Source organism: Bdellovibrio bacteriovorus (assembly GCF_002208115.1).
Classification (GTDB): domain Bacteria; phylum Bdellovibrionota; class Bdellovibrionia; order Bdellovibrionales; family Bdellovibrionaceae; genus Bdellovibrio; species Bdellovibrio bacteriovorus_C.
In genome coordinates, this window is sequence record NZ_CP020946.1 from 2,061,006 (window position 1) to 2,075,895 (window position 14,890).

A 14,890-nucleotide genomic window follows, 5' to 3' on the forward strand; every position below is an offset into this window, starting at 1 on the left:
ACATCCCGACCGGGCAACTAAATACAATGCGCAGAGAATTGATAAGACCGGAATCCCACTTTTCGATGGGACCAAGCTCTGTCCGGGACCAGTCAAAAGCCAACGTGGCCCGAACCATGAGACTGGTGTTTGCGTATTCGCCAAATGGATTAACCGGATATTCTGACCCCACAGTATTTTCTACCCCAGGGCCTGTCTATTTCATAGACTTTTTTAGATAGACATCCTCGCGTTCATGACGATGCACATAAGGATGTTTTTCTGCATGAACTACTTGGTTTTATTCTGCAGACGAATCTCGCGGCGTTTCTTCGCCTGCTCAAAGCGGCGTTTGTCGTCCTCGGATTCCAACACCAACCCTGGAACTTCTGTTGGTTTTCCCATAGAGCCCAAAGCCACGAAAGTCAGATACGCCGAAGCCGTATGGAAAGTTTCACCCGTTTTCGGGTTTTCGGCATCGACACGAACGCCGACTTCCATTGAAGTCCGCGAAGTGTAGTTCACACTCGCCTTCAGATTCACCACCCAGCCTTTATAGACGGGCGCCACAAAATCCAGACGGTCAATGCTGGCTGTGACAGTTTCCTTGTTACAATGTCGTTGAGAGCAGATCGCGGCGCAGATATCGATCCAGGACATGATCGTTCCGCCGAAGACACTTCCCAAAGAGTTGGTATGGGAAGGAAGAACCAGTTGAGTCATTACCACTTGAGATGCTGATACGGGTTTTGAAGCAGCCAAGGTGCAGCCCCTTTCTAAAAAAACAAAGCGCAGGTCTGTGTCTCCACATCCTGCGCCTTAGAATCAATCTAATCAATAAAGATTAGATGCCGCCCATACCAATATCGGAGTTACCGCCACGGTTCAAACCGCTACCTGGTAGAGTTGTAGTGCCTGCAACAGTCGCAGATCCAGCTGGGATCGTTTGAGTTGCATTGTTGTTGAATGCAGTCGCAGCAGCCGCTTGGTTGTTGTTCTCAGCGCGAACTTCCGTTTCAACGAAGCCCAGGTGAGGCAAGCACCATACGATCAACTGTGCACGAGACTTCACATTCATTTTTTTGTAGATGTTTGTGAGGTGAAATTTAACTGTTTTCTCAGTTACAAAAAGCTGGTTCGCAACTTCCTTGTTGGACAAGCCTTTAGACACAAGTTCAGCAACTTCTGCCTCTCTATTTGAAAGACCTTTTTGAATCAGGACATCTCTGAGCATCCTTGCTCCCTCCCGCTAATTGTTTTTGTTTTTAAATCCGTCTAAACCTTCAACGCCACCCAGGACTCATGTCCAAAAGTAGCCTCGACCACCTGTAATAAAGTCTGACAACAAAAACTGAAATTCGCAATAGCTTTGGACTCTAGTTTTAAAAAACTAGACCGATAAGCATGAGGATTTTACACAGTTTCCAACATTCAGGAGATATTATGTTTCCCACAAATACAAAGTTTTTGGTCGTTGATGACTTCGCAACTATGCGAAAAATCATTAAAAAAGTGCTAAATGAGCTTGGCTACACCAACGTAGAGGAAGCTGATGACGGTAAAACCGCCCTGCCTATGATCCAGGCCGCCCATGATGCAGGCCAGCCTTACGGCTTTGTCATTTCGGACTGGAATATGCCCGGAATGCAGGGTATCGACCTTTTGAAGGCCTGCAAGGCCGACCCTCGCACTAAGTCTGTGCCCTTTATGCTGGTGACTGCAGAGTCCGAGCAAAAGCACATCCTGGAAGCAGCCAAAGCCGGTGTTTCTGACTATGTGGTTAAACCGTTCAACTCTGCCACTTTGAAAGGCAAGATGGAACGCGTTTGGGCTAAGCACAACCCTTCCACACAAGCAAAAGCTTCCTAAGCCTTGGGTCTGGAGAAATAAATGTCTGCAGCACCAAAAGAAGCTATTAATCCCCTGTTTGACAAGCGTCTGATCAATGCTTTCGTGGAAGGCGTTATCAAGACCCTGAAAACCATCGCTCAAACCGATGCCACACCTGGAAAACCCTTCATTGAGCCGCAATTCGTGCTTAAAGGGGAAATCGCCGGTATGGTCGGCATGGTGGCGCCGCCTCTGAAAGGCACTTTGCTGATCTCTTACGGCAAAGACAGTATCTTCCACATTCTTGAGAACATGCTGGGCGAAAAACACACCACCATCAATGGTGAGGTGTCCGACGCCGTTGGTGAAATGACCAACATGATTTACGGTTCTGCCAAGACAACTTTGAATCAACTGGGATACAACTTCGAGATGGCAATTCCAACCGTGATTTCCGGTGATTTCAAGATCACCCACGCTGACAAAGGTGCCACGCTCGTCATTCCCTTCAACCTGACGAACGGCTCCACTTTCTATGTGGAGATTTCGGTGCAGCAATGAGTTCCGCTTCAGGAAAGACGGTTGATGTTCTCATCGGGAGTCCCCGTGACTCCTTCTGGGAAGCCATCACATCTGTCCTGAAGGGTTACTATCCGTACCAGCTCAAGCATTTCAAATCCATCGACGAAGCCCTCGATCACGGCACTTCCGAAAATTTCAAACCTATCTTAGCCCTGGTTGACGGACAAGACGGCACCAATCTGACCAATGAATGGGTGCAGTCCACCAAAATGAATTATCCCGACTGCCCGGTCATCGTGCTGCACTCTTCCGCCGCCCCTTTGGATTTCAACATCGTCAAGAAAAACGGCGCTGACGAGATCATGCACATCAACTTCGACCGCGAATTCATTTCCGACATGGTTCTGCAACTGGCCCCTATCGAAATGGAAGGCGATCAGATTCCGATCACGGCTTTAATGCCCGTGGATCTGCGTGATATGGATGCTGACACCAATATCAACTTTGATGTCTATGTACACCTGCCTGCGAATCATCGCTCTGTGATGATGAGAAAGGCCGGCGACGTGGTCGATCAAAAACATCTGGACAAGTTCAATGCCCTAAAACAGCAGATGTACATCAAAAAGACCCAGATGAAACCGTTCTTTGAATACGCCCGCACGGTGATGAGCATGCGCAACATGCCGATGCCCATCTCAATGACGGAAAAATTCCACCGTTCCAAAAAAGTCATCTATGAAATCATGGCCCAGTTCCTGAATGGTGCCTCCACGGACTATTCCGAAGGAAAAGTGATCCTCGACAAATGCAAATCCATCGTTGCCGACTTTGAACTGACCAAAGATCTTCCCCCGCAAGAGATCTTTGATGAGGTCTTCCGTTTTTCAGGCAATGTGCGCACCATGTATCACGACTGCATCTGTCTGTCCGCCTATGCCGCTTACTTCGCCCAGCTTCTGGGATGGAGCATGGAAAAGCGTGAAGCCGCCGCCATCGCCGGGCTTTTGCACAATATCGGCCTGTCCCAGATGCCCGTCAGCGTCGGCACCAAACCCGTGAAAGACTATTCCCCGGAAGAGATTTCCCAGTATCATCTTTACCCGGAGCGCTCGGTGGTGATGGTGAAGGCCAAAAAAGTGCCGCTGCCACAGGAAATCGCCGAAGCCATCGGTCAGCACCGCGAAAACGGCACCGGCACAGGCTTCCCTAAAAAACTTTTGAGTGGGGATATTTCCGATTTTGGAAAACTGCTGGGCTTTGCCTATCGTTTCCACGAAATGACCGCCCTGACCGAAGGCGGCAAACAAGCCCGCACGGCCACACAGGCCATTCAGGATCTGCGCGATGAAGCCCTGTCGGGATCCGGCAACATCGATCTGCTGATGACCACGAATATTTTCAAAAAATGGAAGCCGGCAGCCTAAGCGCGCCCCGCCTAGTCTTCCTCGAACGTCACATCCATATAGTCCTGAAGATCAAAGACCTCGCGCAAGTTCGCCTGACGCTCGGACCAGTCAATGGACTTCAGAATCATTTTGGCCGAAACCAGTCCTTCATAGGAATAAAGGCACACAAACAACAAACCGGTCACCCAGCGCAAACGGGCTTGAGTGGCGCGGGGCTTATCCTGCACCACGCGGGTTTCCGCCGCCCAGTCACAAAGATGCGTGCGATCGTAACGGAAAAACGCCAGGGCATAAATCCCCCAGGAAAAAAAGAAGCTCAAACGCCCCGTCAATGGGCGCAGCAGACACTGGGACCAATGCAGCTTTTCGGTGAAATTATTGGCGGGCACCACTTTTAAGCCCATAAACCACTTGCCCGGCGTGGCCTGCATCAGCACCAGAAACACAAATTCATACACTGCGGGAATCAAAAACAGCAAAAACAACTGCAGCAATGTCACGATGACGTCGTCTTCGGTGAAAATCAGTTTTAAAAACACCCCGGCAAAAGGCAGATAAAACGGCAGACTGATGATCTGATCAATGCCATAGGCAAAAAAACGTCTCCAGGTGCTGGGAACAAATGCGGATTCCATCTAAGTTGACTCTCTTTCCAGATATTTTTTCAACCACAGCAACGCTTCGTCGCGGCTTTGCAGCCGGCGCTCCAGTTGCTGCTCAAAGGCCCTTTCCAGACAGACTCCGATGGCCGGCCCGGTCAGGCGCCCTTTCACATCCTCGCCGTTTAAAAACGGTCGCGGCAACACTTCCTGCCAGCTTTTCCATTCTGCCAGCAGAGTTTCAATCGCGGTCTTTTCAACCGCCTCGGACAGTAAAATTCTTAAGGCGAAAACAACGCCCTCTCTAGCCAGCATTTGCAGTTGCTTTCCCAAAGAGTTCTTCAGCACTGCGTGAGGATCGTGCCAGACTTTCCAGGCATCCTCGATGGCCCGGCGATCGCGGGTGGAAAGCTTCAGCATATCCAAAGCCGCAACAAGCTCTGAACCTTGAGCACTTCGCACAAACAGCGCCAGACGCTGCCAGGATTCGGTGGCCAGCGGGTTTTTCACCCAGTCATTTTTGCGCAGACGAAATGGAAACAGCACACCCATCAGGCCCGAGTCTTTCATGACTTGCAGTCCGCGCCCGGCGTGCTCTGTTTTTAGAAGCTTGGTCATTTCATCGCGGATGCGCTCACCACTGACGGATTTGACTTTGGCGGCCATCTTTTTAACGGCGGCAAAACTGACCGGCTCCAGCTCAAAATTCAGTTGGGCGGAAAAACGGGCCGCTCGCAGCAGGCGCAGTTGATCTTCCTCAAAACGCCGCTCGGCCTCGCCCACCGTGCGCAGTATGCCGGCCTTCAGATCCTTCTGGCCCTCGACATAATCAAGCACCTGCGCTGTCGCCAGATCATAAAAAAGTGCATTCACGGTGAAGTCCCGGCGCTGGGCATCCTCCTGGGGACTTGAGAAAACCACGTTTTCCGGGCGGCGTCCGTCGCTGTAGGTCCCATCGTTCCGGAAGGTCGCAACCTCTATATCCGCGCCCTCGACAATCACACGCATAACCCCGAAGCTTTTGCCCACATTGACGGTTTTACTAAACAGGGATTCGACTTTTTCCGGTGTTGCATCGGTCGCCAGATCCAAATCATTGGCAACAATGCCCAACAGGGCGTCGCGCACACAGCCGCCGGCCAAAAAGGCCTTATAGCCATGGGCCTGCAGCTTGTGGTAGATTGACTCCACTGCCGGCCAATGAGGATGGGATTGAAGAAGACTTTGCACCTGATTCACATCCAAGATTGTAGAAAAAGACAGGCCTGAAAGAAAGAGTTTGTTCGCGTGACGCCACAGGAGATGAAATCTCTTATCGATGGAACTTTGACCGATCTGGGGTTTTCCCACTTCGGTTTTGCGCCATTGAGCAAACCCTTAAGCTTTGATTTCTACCGGGAATGGATTGACCAGGGACTGCATGGAGACATGACCTATCTGGCAGAACATGCCCAGATCAAGGAAAACCCGCAAAGCAAGTGGCCCCGCGCCCAAAGCGCACTGGTGTTCGCCATGCCCTATTTCCCCCATCCCGAGAAAAAATCTGAATTTCCGCTGAAACAGGCCCGCGTCAGTCTTTATGCGCAAGGCATGGACTATCACTTCTGGTTCAAGGATCGCATGAAGTCTTTGTGCACAGATTTGCAAAAGCTTTTTCCAGAAGAGGAGTTTTTGGCCTTCACCGACAGCAGCCCGGTGCTGGAGCGGGATCTTGCCAAACAAGCCGGCCTTGGCTGGGTCGGGAAAAACACCTGTTTGATTCACCCCAAAAAAGGCAGTTTGTTCTTTATCGGGGAAATCTACACTTCCTTGAAAATCCAAACCGAATTTGCACCTTTGCCGGATTTCTGCGGCACCTGCACGCGCTGTCTGGACATCTGCCCCACCGGCGCATTGATTGAGCCGCGCAAGATGGATGCACGCAAATGCATCTCGTATCTGACCATCGAGTCGCGCCAGATCCCCGACGAGGAACTGCGCCCGCAAATCGGCGATTGGTTCTTCGGCTGTGATCTTTGTCAGACCGTGTGCCCCTGGAATCAAAAAGTCTTTAAAGGCCAGCTTTCCATCGAAAAAAGTCTTTCCCTGAACGATGCGCAAGAATCCCTGCTGATAGAGGATCTGCGCTATATCCTGTCAGCTTCCGGCAAAAAGATCAGCCGTGATTTCCTGGGAACCCCACTGGCCCGGGCGGGCTCGTTGGGCTTAAAACGCAATGCCATGATTGTCGCGGTCAACCGGGGTTTGAAAGAACTGCGCCCGGAAATCCAGGCGCTGACGGAACACGAAAAATTAGGTGAGCTGGCTTTGTGGAGCCTGGCAAAACTGGAAAACTAAAGTCCCAGTTTCTTCAGCAGGTCATCAATTTCAAACTGATTCATTTTAGACGGAGCCATGCCCGTATCCACGCTGGCACTGTAGGACTCATTGAACTGATTGGACACCCAGCGAAGCCGGTCAATAAAGGCCTGTGGGATGGTTTCCCGCAGGAAGTTGGAATCTTTATGGATATTTTCAAGCAGGGTTTCCAAAGTCTCTGTGGCATCCAGCAAAAGGCCCACACACACATGGAAGAACTGTTCATTGCCAGTGATCTGAGAAGCCTTGTATCCAACAGCTTTACACAGGGCCGCATAGTCGGAAATCATGTGCAACGCGTGCTCAGGAGGCGCCATCAGGGCCAGACTCTTGGCGCCGCCCATAATTCGATCGACGTTATTGCCATAATCCGCAAGTTTACGAACCTGAGAAAAGTCACCTTCAATACCTTCGAGAAGGTCCAACAACTCTTCAATCAAGGACTTTGACTCGTTCACAAAATCTTCTACAATTTCTTTATCAATCGACATCCACTCAAAGATACCAATCGAAGGATACAGAGGCAATGGATTATGTTTCTATACGTGTAAGCACCCTGCGCGGCGATCAGAAGATCGACTTCAACGCTTACGTTAAAATCAACGACAAGATGATACTCTACCTTCGTCGCGGCGATAGCTTTGAAGGCGAACGTCTGAAACGCCTTAAGGACAAAAAGCTTCGCAAAATGTACATCCTCACCGACGAAGAAACCAGCTATCGCAGCTACCTGCAAAAGAATATCGAAACCGCCTATGACGACACGACCGGGAAGGATATTCAAACCCGCGCCGACATCATTCAAGGTTCCCAGCAAAACAACGCCGAAGAGGTTTTCGAAAATCCCGAGAACATCGAAAGCTACAACTACTGCAAAGATGCCGCAGGCAAATATGTGAACTTCATCATGAGCAACGCCCAGGCGATGTCTGCGGTGATGAAGATTGAAAACACCGACAAGACGGTTTCTCATCATGGTGTCACCGTGGCGACTCTGTCGATCGCCCTGGCACAGAAGCTGGGAATCAATGACCCCAAAAAAACGCAGCTTCTGACCCTGGGGGCTTTGTTGCATGATTATGGCCACCACAACACCACTTTGAACCTGAATCAACCCCTGTCAGGGATGAGCCCGGAAGACCTGGCCCTGTGGAAAAAACACCCGACCGAAGGCGCTCAGAAAGTTCAGGACAAAAAACACTTCGATCAGACTGTTATCAATATTATCGGCCAGCATGAGGAAACCATCAATGGCACCGGCCCCAAGGGACTGCGTGAAAAAGACATGGATCCGCTGGCAGTTCTGGTTTCATCAGCCAATGCCATGGATCGCCTGATCACGTTTGAAGGTGTCCCGAAAGCAGAGGCCGCGAAAAAACTGATGATTGATCACGTTGGCAAACACCCTCTTCAGCACATTCAGCTTCTGAATGATATTCTGAAGGGTCTCTAGATTTTTATTCAAAAAAGGGTTTCCATCACCATCCAATGGGAGTAAGGGTTATGTATGACCCTTACAGACTTACTCCAAAACTGGCGCCACATTCTGCACAAGCTGGAATATCAGGACACTTTGCGTGTGGTCCCTTATCTGCTGGCAAGTCTGGTGGCTGCCGGAACATCCCTGCTGTACTCGCAGGCGTTTTTCTTTGGTGAAGAGGTCGCTCTTCACGTGGTCGAAAACTTTCACTGGGCCCTGTCTTTGCTCGTCACCCTGTCGATGATTTATTTAAGCTGGTATCTGCCCTATCGTTTCGCCAAGCAGGCCGGAGGCAGTGGCATCCCTCAGATGCTCATTGCCAACGAGCTGGATCCCGCCTCTGACAAAGCTCTGATCCGTTCTTTGATTGGCATTCGCACCATCACCATGAAAATCATTTCCTCTATCGCGTGTGTCCTGGGTGGCGGCGCCGTCGGCCAGGAAGGACCCACGCTGCAGATCGCATCAGGTTTGTTCTATCGAATCGGGGAAAAATCCACCAAATGGATTCAACAGCTTTCCATGCGCCCTTTCATTCTGGCCGGAGGCGCTTCGGGCTTGGCCGCGGCATTCAATACTCCCCTGGGTGGAATCGCCTATGCGTTGGAGGAGCTATCCAAGGACTACTTCAACAATTTCAAAACCTATGTGATCTGGTCGGTCATTGCGACGGGCCTGTTGGTTCAGACCGTCCAGGGCAGTTATCTTTACATTGGCTTTCCCAGCCTGGAATCCATCAGTTGGGAAACTTACATGTGGGTCGTGGTCACCTCTGCCATCACCGGGATTCTGGGGGCCACTTTTGGTTCAGTTTTATTTTCAGTGCACCAGAAAAGAAAAAGCATTCAGTCCTTCACGCGCTTAAGTCTGCTTAATCTGGGCTGTGGTTTTTTGTTCTGGCTGGGCATCACCTTTATCAGCAGTCACGGTGTGGGTGGTGGCAAAATGCTGATTTTGGATCTTCTGTTCCGCGATGGCGCAGCGACGGCTCAGGATATTTTAGTGCGCATCGGAGGCCCCTTGCTGATGGCCATTGCCGGAGCCGCCGGAGGACTTTTTGCCCCGTCTTTGACAATCGGCGCTGTGATGGGATCGTTTATGGCCCAGATCGTATGGCCGCACAACCACCATCTGTTGATCATGACGTCCATGATTTCATTCCTGTCTGGATTTATGCAGACACCTTTTACCGCCTTCATTCTGATCTTTGAAATGACGGACCGGCATTCAGCGCTGTTTCCCATGATGCTAAGTTCAGCCATTGCGGTGGGAACATCGCGAATCTTCCATAAGAAATCCTTCTATGATCTGGTGAAAGAGGATTTCCTGCATCAGCATCACAAAGCTTCAAAATAGAGGACCTGAAGAAATAAAAAAAGGGCCCCTTAACGGAAGCCCTTTCAAGTTTCATTTTTATTTCCATTAGAAGATAAATCCAACTGTCAGCATCGGGAAGGTCTCTGTGACCTTATAGCTGTCCAGGGCCGGATTCGTGTCGCTCTTTTTATAGTCAATGCTTCTGTAAGTCAGCTCCACGCCGACAAAGAAGGAACTGGTCACATTGGTCATGTACCCAAAGTCAGCCTGAATTCCCGTGCCCTCTTTCAGCTCGTCGTATTCAGCTGACAGAAGATAGTGACCCTTCACATAAAAACCGCTGGCTCCCACATACCCGATGGAGGCCCCGAGCGCATTTCCGTCCACAGATCCTGAATCTGTTTCTGTCTTACGAAGAGTGTAAATACCCCCCAGATACAAACCATTGCCGCTGACATATCCCAGCTTGATATCATATATGCTGTTATTCGATTTACTTTCACCACCCGGGGAAGCCTCAGTGTTATTGTTGTACATGAAGATATTTGCATTCACCAACACCCCATTGGATGTCGCCGCCTGCGACTGCCAAGAAAGCACACTGCCTGTCATGAATACGGCCAAAGCCAGAATCATCTTGTTCATTCAACACTCCTTGTTTTCGGTTTATGCAGGAACGCCTTTGATTATATCTTCACTAACCAGTGATAAAAACTTTTTTTCAAGTGTCTCGGATGATGGTTGGGGTGTGGCTTTTAAGCTGATCGCGGCCATTTCCAGCAGTTGTTTTTTTGAATACTTCCTATCTTCCTGTAACAAGTCGATGAATAGCGAATCCACCACGTCCAGTGGTCTTTCCACCACAGTATTCTTTGCACCACTATAAACAAAAGCGTACATACCTTTGTCCCGATTCAAGACGAGATTGTCTCGGGATAATATCACCACCTGCAGACTGGGATTCAGTGACAGCACACCGGGTTCTTCCGAACTGTCGCCGTCAAATGGCTGAACCTCAATCCATGCCTGCACCCATTCCCAGTGAGCCAGCTCCAGAATGTCGGCCTGCCCCGGAAACTTCTGTCGCAAGTACCCGACAAAGTAGCGCCAGTGATCCTGCAAAAGCCAACTGCTCCACTCCATGTTTTCCAGATACTCATCACGCAGTCGATTCGCCGCCACACCCAAATGCTTTCGTGTGCGCGGGAAAAGACTTTCAAACAGGCGCTCTTGTTCGGCGCGCAGATTCAAACGCTCGCCTTCTTCAACGCGAAAGGGGCGAAGCCATTCCAGCGTGCGCAAAAGCTCTGCCTGATAGATGGAACTGACTTGTTCGGGAATCTGCATGCCGTGGGTTTGCACAATCAGATTCTTGTTCTTCGACAGAATCTCAAGCTGATGCCTTCGGAAAGCCCCCACCCCCACAATATCGATATCACGCAGGGCGATCGCGTCCGCATCGGGCAGGACTCCGTTCCATGGAAAAACAAGCTGAGGGGTTCTGGTAGTGTCGGACATTTCATTCCATCCTACGGGTGGTGTTTGGAGGGAGCAAGCTTCGCCCCCACAAATCCCGAGCATTACTCTGGAGATACCCATAAATTGCTGATTTCTTTGGCAGTTGACTCACGCAGTCAAAAAATGGAGTCGGAATACTATTGACCGGAATTTCACCTCATGGAAAAAGGTGGGGCATGAGAATTCTGCTTTTCGTCCTCATTCTGATTTCAGGCTTCGCCGCGCATTCTGCTCGTCCGATTTCCGGCACAGTAGAACGTGATGCTTCTGGCGTTTATCTGAGAGCTGATTCCTCTTGCGTAAGATACTTGATCGACACCAAATCCACGGACGCTGAAATCAGCGTGCGTAAACTTTCCACGGGTGACACTTTGACGGCTTCGGGCGCGCTGGATTCCAGCACCTGCACAGCGGTTATTGAAAGTGTTGATTATGTGGGTTTGAGAAAAATGCTGGGTTACTGGCACAGCGCTGACGGTTTGATCACCGTTCGTGATTTCAATTCTTTAAGTTTTTACCCGATCACTTTGAATGACTTCCAAAATGGACAGTCTTACAGTGAAGTGGATCCGATCGTTTACCGTTACAGCATGACTCCTTCTGATGGCAAAGACTGGGTGCTTTTCCTGTCTGATTCCACCAGCACCACGTTCGCGACGATTCGTTTTAACAAATCCCGCGCGACCATGAAGATCTATGATTCTGACACGGGCAACGTGACTCGCACTCTTTACCTTAATAAGTGGGGCAACCTGAAATAATGAGCTGGTTTCATTCCATCGACAAACATCTTCTTTTCACCAAAAACGACAAAGAGGATCCGCGTCTTGGAGAATGCGTCCAGCTCCTTCATAAAGGTGACCTGAACACTCTTTCTGATCACACTTTCGACTTTGCTATTCTGGGTTTTCCGGACGACGAAGGCATTGGCCTGAATGGCGGTCGTGTCGGGGCTCAAGTCGCTCCGCGCGAGATTCGCACCTACCTGTACAAAATGACTCCGCACCTGCAAAGCACCCGTCTGCCACGAATTCTGGACATCGGGGATCTGGTCGATAAAGAAAAACCCCTGGCTGAACGCCATGAAAAAGCCCGCGAGGCGACACGCACGCTGGCCTCCAATGGTCAGCACTGGATTTCCCTGGGTGGGGGCCACGACTATGGCTACTGCGACGGTGCGGGCTTTCTGGATGTCTTTAAAAACGATGCTGTTCTGATCAACTTCGATGCACATATGGACGTGCGCCCGACCGACAAGGGTTTTAATTCCGGCACTCCTTTCCACCGTGTTTTGTCCGAGTTCAAAGGTCAGGTGGATTTTGCTGAAGTCGGCATTCAAAACCAATGCAACAGCCAAGCCCACATTCAATGGGCCAAAAATCACGGCGCCGATGTTTTCACTTTGGATGACGTCAACGAGCACGGCCTTCAGTCCGTCCTTGCCGGCTATCTTAAAGGCAAAGAAAAGAAAAAGATTTTCCTGAGCATCGACATTGATGCCTTCACCTCCAGCGAAGCGCCGGGCTGCAGTCAGTCCTGGACAACCGGCCTTTTCACGAAAGAATTCCTGGCAAGCTTCCTGTGGATGATTGAAAAGTTTGACGTGCGCGGGATTGGTATCTACGAGGTGTCACCGCCTCTGGATCAGGACAACCGCACCAGCAAACTGGCGGCCTTGATCTGTCATAACTTTATCTTCGCCACTCTTAAAAAAGGCTAAGACATGAAACGCGGGTTTGGCAGCGACAATCATGCCGGTGTCCATCCACGGATTCTGCAATCAATCCTTGATGCCAACACCGAGCACGCTCCGGCCTATGGGACCGACGAATGGACCGAGCGCGCGGTGACTGAATTCAAAAATCAGTTCGGCAAAGAAGCTCAGGTCTTCTTTGTTTTCAATGGCACCGCCGCGAACGTCACCGCTTTACGAGCTATGGCTCGCCCCTGGCAGTCGGTCTTCTGTTCGGACGTCGCTCACATCAATGTGGATGAATGCGGTTCACCCGAGTTTTTGAGTGGCTGCAAACTGCTGCCACTGCCTTCCCACAACGGAAAGCTTTCAGTTGATGAACTTGAAAAAGCCTTCATCCGCCGCGGCGATCAGCATTACTCCCAGACGCAGGTGCTCAGCCTGACTCAACCCACAGAACTGGGAACTGCTTATTCTGTGGATGAAATGAAAAGCCTGATCGCCTGGGCGAAGTCGAAAAAACTGCTGGTGCATATCGACGGTGCCAGACTTAGCAACGCGGCCCTGTACCTGAAAAAGACCTTCAAAGAAATCACCACCGACCTGGGCGTGGACGTGGTTTCTTTCGGCGGCACCAAAAATGGTCTGATGATGGGTGAAGCGGTTGTGATCCTGAACAAGGACCTGGCTCAGGACTTTAAATACATCCGCAAACAAAGCGCCCAGCTTCCTTCCAAGACCCGCTTTATCGCCTGCCAGTTCGAAGCCTACTTCAAGGATGGTCTGTGGCAGCAGATCGCTGAGCATTCCCACCACATGGCGCTGTACCTTTATGAACAGTGCAAGGGCCTTGCGGGTGTGACCGTGCGTGAAGTTCCACAAAGCAATGCCGTCTTTGCGACCATTCCCAGCCACTGGGTGAAACCACTGCGGGAACATTATTTTTTCTATGTCTGGGACGAAAACACCTTTGAATGTCGCTGGATGACCTCCTGGGACACGCAAAAATCGGATATCGATGGTTTCGTCGCACTTTTAAAGGAGCAACGTCTATGAAATACCCTCCGGTTCACTATCACGACTATCTGGGCCTGAACCCACTTTTGAATGCCCAGCACCCGAAAAGCACCGAGTACGGAAAACCCGCTCACGACGAACTGCTATTCATTATCGTGCACCAGACTTATGAGCTTTGGTTCAAACAGATTCTTTTTGAATTGGACTCCGTTCTTGCCACCTTCCAAAAGCCCACTGTGGCGGAATCCGAAATGGGCATTGCCAGCGCGCGCCTAGAGCGCATCGTCAGCATCCTGAAACTGATCATTGGTCAGGTGGATGTGCTTGAGACCATGACCCCTCTGGACTTCCTGGATTTCCGCGACATGCTTTACCCGGCCTCCGGTTTCCAAAGCTTCCAATGGCGTTTGATTGAAACCAAACTGGGTCTTCGCATCGGAGATCGTCTGGCTTACAACCAGTCCCCGTTTTATAAATCCTTGAGCGAATCCCAACAGGGCGAAATGCTGAACATCATGAATCAGCCTTCCTTGCATGATTCCGTTGAAAAATGGCTGGAGCGCACACCGTTCCTGCAGGGTGAAAACTTCAACTTCTGGGATTCCTACAAAGAAGCCGTGAACAAAATGTTCCAGGACGACATCAACACTGTGAAAAACAATCCTCGTTTGCCAGACGAGGAAAAAACCCGCACGGTTGCCGGTCTTGAACAAACTCTGAAAAGCTTTGATGCCTTGTTTGACGAACAGGCGTTCAACAAACTTCGCGCCGAAGGTCAGTTCCGTCTGAGCTATAAGGCCATGCACGCAGCCCTGCTGATCCAGTTGCACCGGGACCAGCCGATTTTACAGACTCCGTTCCGTATCATCCGTGCACTTTTGGATATCGATGAAACGATGACAACCTGGCGTTACCGCCACGCTTTGATGGCGATGCGCATGCTGGGCCAGAAAATCGGCACCGGCGGATCCAGCGGTCACAAGTATCTGGCCGATGCGACCGCGAAGCACAAAATCTTTGGAGACTTCTTCAATCTGACCACGTTCTTCATTCCACGTTCTCAGGTTCCGCCCCTGCCGAAAGCGATCGCCGACCGCATGAGCTTCCATTACTGACTTGCCCTCCGGCTTCGCCGGAGTAGCTTACGCTGGCTTTAATTTCGGCGGCT

17 protein-coding genes are annotated in these 14,890 nt (G+C 50.6%); 10 read left to right on the top strand and 7 right to left on the bottom strand.

Annotated features, from left to right (window positions below):
* Positions 1-270 precede the first annotated feature (270 nt).
* Together B9G79_RS09915 and B9G79_RS09920 are read right to left on the bottom strand one after the other, a co-directional pair.
* Positions 271-702, bottom strand: coding sequence for an acyl-CoA thioesterase (locus B9G79_RS09915; RefSeq protein ID WP_088566846.1), 432 nt, complete (start codon positions 700-702; stop codon positions 271-273).
* Positions 703-823: 121 nt separating this feature from the next.
* Positions 824-1,213 (bottom strand): helix-turn-helix domain-containing protein, encoded by a 390-nt coding sequence (locus B9G79_RS09920; RefSeq protein WP_011164286.1) that lies wholly within the window; start codon positions 1,211-1,213, stop codon positions 824-826.
* 209 nt (positions 1,214-1,422) lie between these two features.
* Between B9G79_RS09920 and B9G79_RS09925 the strand changes: the two genes are divergently transcribed.
* Genes B9G79_RS09925 through B9G79_RS09935 form a run of 3 tightly spaced genes read left to right on the top strand, consistent with a single transcriptional unit; the run spans position 1,423 to position 3,758 of the window.
* The gene (locus B9G79_RS09925; protein ID WP_088565371.1) at positions 1,423-1,848 is read left to right on the top strand and encodes a response regulator; all 426 of its coding nucleotides are present in this window, start codon (positions 1,423-1,425) and stop codon (positions 1,846-1,848) included.
* Between the two features lie 21 nt (positions 1,849-1,869).
* The gene (locus tag B9G79_RS09930; protein WP_088565372.1) at positions 1,870-2,370 is read left to right on the top strand and encodes a chemotaxis protein CheX; all 501 of its coding nucleotides are present in this window, start codon (positions 1,870-1,872) and stop codon (positions 2,368-2,370) included.
* The gene (locus B9G79_RS09935; RefSeq protein ID WP_088565373.1) at positions 2,367-3,758 is read left to right on the top strand and encodes an HD-GYP domain-containing protein; all 1,392 of its coding nucleotides are present in this window, start codon (positions 2,367-2,369) and stop codon (positions 3,756-3,758) included. Before B9G79_RS09930 ends, B9G79_RS09935 begins: the two co-directional genes overlap by 4 nt.
* A gap of 11 nt (positions 3,759-3,769) precedes the next feature.
* Here the strand turns inward: B9G79_RS09935 and B9G79_RS09940 are convergent, their stop codons facing one another.
* Together B9G79_RS09940 and B9G79_RS09945 are read right to left on the bottom strand one after the other, a co-directional pair.
* Entirely contained in the window at positions 3,770-4,375 is a 606-nt protein-coding gene (locus tag B9G79_RS09940) for an RDD family protein (RefSeq protein ID WP_088565374.1), read from the bottom strand.
* On the bottom strand, positions 4,376-5,569 hold the full coding sequence (locus B9G79_RS09945) for a CCA tRNA nucleotidyltransferase (protein WP_232468545.1): 1,194 nt from the start codon (positions 5,567-5,569) through the stop codon (positions 4,376-4,378).
* Positions 5,570-5,641: 72 nt separating this feature from the next.
* Here B9G79_RS09945 and queG point away from each other — a divergent pair, with 72 nt between their 5' ends.
* On the top strand, positions 5,642-6,676 hold the full coding sequence (gene queG / locus B9G79_RS09950) for a tRNA epoxyqueuosine(34) reductase QueG (RefSeq protein ID WP_232468547.1): 1,035 nt from the start codon (positions 5,642-5,644) through the stop codon (positions 6,674-6,676).
* On the opposite strand, the gene B9G79_RS09955 is transcribed toward queG, so the two are convergent.
* The gene (locus B9G79_RS09955) at positions 6,673-7,155 is read right to left on the bottom strand and encodes a hypothetical protein (protein ID WP_232468548.1); all 483 of its coding nucleotides are present in this window, start codon (positions 7,153-7,155) and stop codon (positions 6,673-6,675) included. The genes queG and B9G79_RS09955 overlap by 4 nt on opposite strands.
* Before the next feature lie 68 nt (positions 7,156-7,223).
* On the opposite strand from B9G79_RS09955, the gene B9G79_RS09960 reads away from it, so the two are divergent.
* Both B9G79_RS09960 and B9G79_RS09965 read left to right on the top strand, forming a co-directional pair.
* Positions 7,224-8,150, top strand: coding sequence for an HD-GYP domain-containing protein (locus tag B9G79_RS09960; RefSeq protein ID WP_088565376.1), 927 nt, complete (start codon positions 7,224-7,226; stop codon positions 8,148-8,150).
* Positions 8,151-8,204: 54 nt separating this feature from the next.
* Positions 8,205-9,533, top strand: a complete 1,329-nt coding sequence (locus B9G79_RS09965; protein ID WP_088565377.1) for a chloride channel protein — start codon at positions 8,205-8,207, stop codon at positions 9,531-9,533.
* 66 nt (positions 9,534-9,599) lie between these two features.
* On the opposite strand, the gene B9G79_RS09970 is transcribed toward B9G79_RS09965, so the two are convergent.
* Together B9G79_RS09970 and B9G79_RS09975 are read right to left on the bottom strand one after the other, a co-directional pair.
* Positions 9,600-10,139 (bottom strand): hypothetical protein, encoded by a 540-nt coding sequence (locus B9G79_RS09970; RefSeq protein ID WP_232468549.1) that lies wholly within the window; start codon positions 10,137-10,139, stop codon positions 9,600-9,602.
* A 21-nt stretch (positions 10,140-10,160) separates the two neighbouring features.
* Positions 10,161-11,012: a hypothetical protein gene (locus tag B9G79_RS09975; protein WP_088565378.1), complete on the bottom strand. Its 852-nt coding sequence runs from the start codon at positions 11,010-11,012 to the stop codon at positions 10,161-10,163.
* Positions 11,013-11,188: 176 nt separating this feature from the next.
* Between B9G79_RS09975 and B9G79_RS09980 the strand changes: the two genes are divergently transcribed.
* From B9G79_RS09980 to B9G79_RS09995, 4 genes are read left to right on the top strand one after another with little or no spacing between them, the layout of a single operon-like run.
* The gene (locus B9G79_RS09980) at positions 11,189-11,773 is read left to right on the top strand and encodes a hypothetical protein (RefSeq protein ID WP_232468550.1); all 585 of its coding nucleotides are present in this window, start codon (positions 11,189-11,191) and stop codon (positions 11,771-11,773) included.
* Positions 11,773-12,732, top strand: a complete 960-nt coding sequence (locus B9G79_RS09985; RefSeq protein WP_088565380.1) for a formimidoylglutamase — start codon at positions 11,773-11,775, stop codon at positions 12,730-12,732. The genes B9G79_RS09980 and B9G79_RS09985 overlap by 1 nt, the downstream gene beginning before the upstream one ends.
* A gap of 3 nt (positions 12,733-12,735) precedes the next feature.
* Complete coding sequence (locus B9G79_RS09990; RefSeq protein ID WP_088565381.1) at positions 12,736-13,761, top strand: threonine aldolase family protein; 1,026 nt, start codon at positions 12,736-12,738, stop codon at positions 13,759-13,761.
* Positions 13,758-14,837 carry a tryptophan 2,3-dioxygenase family protein gene (locus tag B9G79_RS09995; RefSeq protein WP_088565382.1) on the top strand — a complete coding sequence of 360 codons (1,080 nt, stop codon included), beginning with the start codon at positions 13,758-13,760 and terminating at the stop codon, positions 14,835-14,837. Before B9G79_RS09990 ends, B9G79_RS09995 begins: the two co-directional genes overlap by 4 nt.
* Positions 14,838-14,890: the final 53 nt, after the last annotated feature.

What these genes read in the sequence shown, in the direction of transcription:
- B9G79_RS09925 (WP_088565371.1), top strand. Translation starts at nt 1,423, where the DNA reads ATGTTTCCCACAAATACAAAGTTTTTGGTCGTTGATGACTTCGCAACT.
- B9G79_RS09920 (WP_011164286.1), bottom strand. Translation starts at nt 1,213, where the DNA reads ATGCTCAGAGATGTCCTGATTCAAAAAGGTCTTTCAAATAGAGAGGCA.
- B9G79_RS09935 (WP_088565373.1), top strand. Translation starts at nt 2,367, where the DNA reads ATGAGTTCCGCTTCAGGAAAGACGGTTGATGTTCTCATCGGGAGTCCC.
- B9G79_RS09965 (WP_088565377.1), top strand. Translation starts at nt 8,205, where the DNA reads ATGACCCTTACAGACTTACTCCAAAACTGGCGCCACATTCTGCACAAG.
- B9G79_RS09970 (WP_232468549.1), bottom strand. Translation starts at nt 10,139, where the DNA reads ATGAACAAGATGATTCTGGCTTTGGCCGTATTCATGACAGGCAGTGTG.
- B9G79_RS09990 (WP_088565381.1), top strand. Translation starts at nt 12,736, where the DNA reads ATGAAACGCGGGTTTGGCAGCGACAATCATGCCGGTGTCCATCCACGG.
- B9G79_RS09985 (WP_088565380.1), top strand. Translation starts at nt 11,773, where the DNA reads ATGAGCTGGTTTCATTCCATCGACAAACATCTTCTTTTCACCAAAAAC.
- B9G79_RS09960 (WP_088565376.1), top strand. Translation starts at nt 7,224, where the DNA reads ATGGATTATGTTTCTATACGTGTAAGCACCCTGCGCGGCGATCAGAAG.
- B9G79_RS09915 (WP_088566846.1), bottom strand. Translation starts at nt 702, where the DNA reads ATGACTCAACTGGTTCTTCCTTCCCATACCAACTCTTTGGGAAGTGTC.
- B9G79_RS09930 (WP_088565372.1), top strand. Translation starts at nt 1,870, where the DNA reads ATGTCTGCAGCACCAAAAGAAGCTATTAATCCCCTGTTTGACAAGCGT.
- queG (WP_232468547.1), top strand. Translation starts at nt 5,642, where the DNA reads ATGAAATCTCTTATCGATGGAACTTTGACCGATCTGGGGTTTTCCCAC.
- B9G79_RS09940 (WP_088565374.1), bottom strand. Translation starts at nt 4,375, where the DNA reads ATGGAATCCGCATTTGTTCCCAGCACCTGGAGACGTTTTTTTGCCTAT.
- B9G79_RS09975 (WP_088565378.1), bottom strand. Translation starts at nt 11,012, where the DNA reads ATGTCCGACACTACCAGAACCCCTCAGCTTGTTTTTCCATGGAACGGA.
- B9G79_RS09995 (WP_088565382.1), top strand. Translation starts at nt 13,758, where the DNA reads ATGAAATACCCTCCGGTTCACTATCACGACTATCTGGGCCTGAACCCA.
- B9G79_RS09980 (WP_232468550.1), top strand. Translation starts at nt 11,189, where the DNA reads ATGAGAATTCTGCTTTTCGTCCTCATTCTGATTTCAGGCTTCGCCGCG.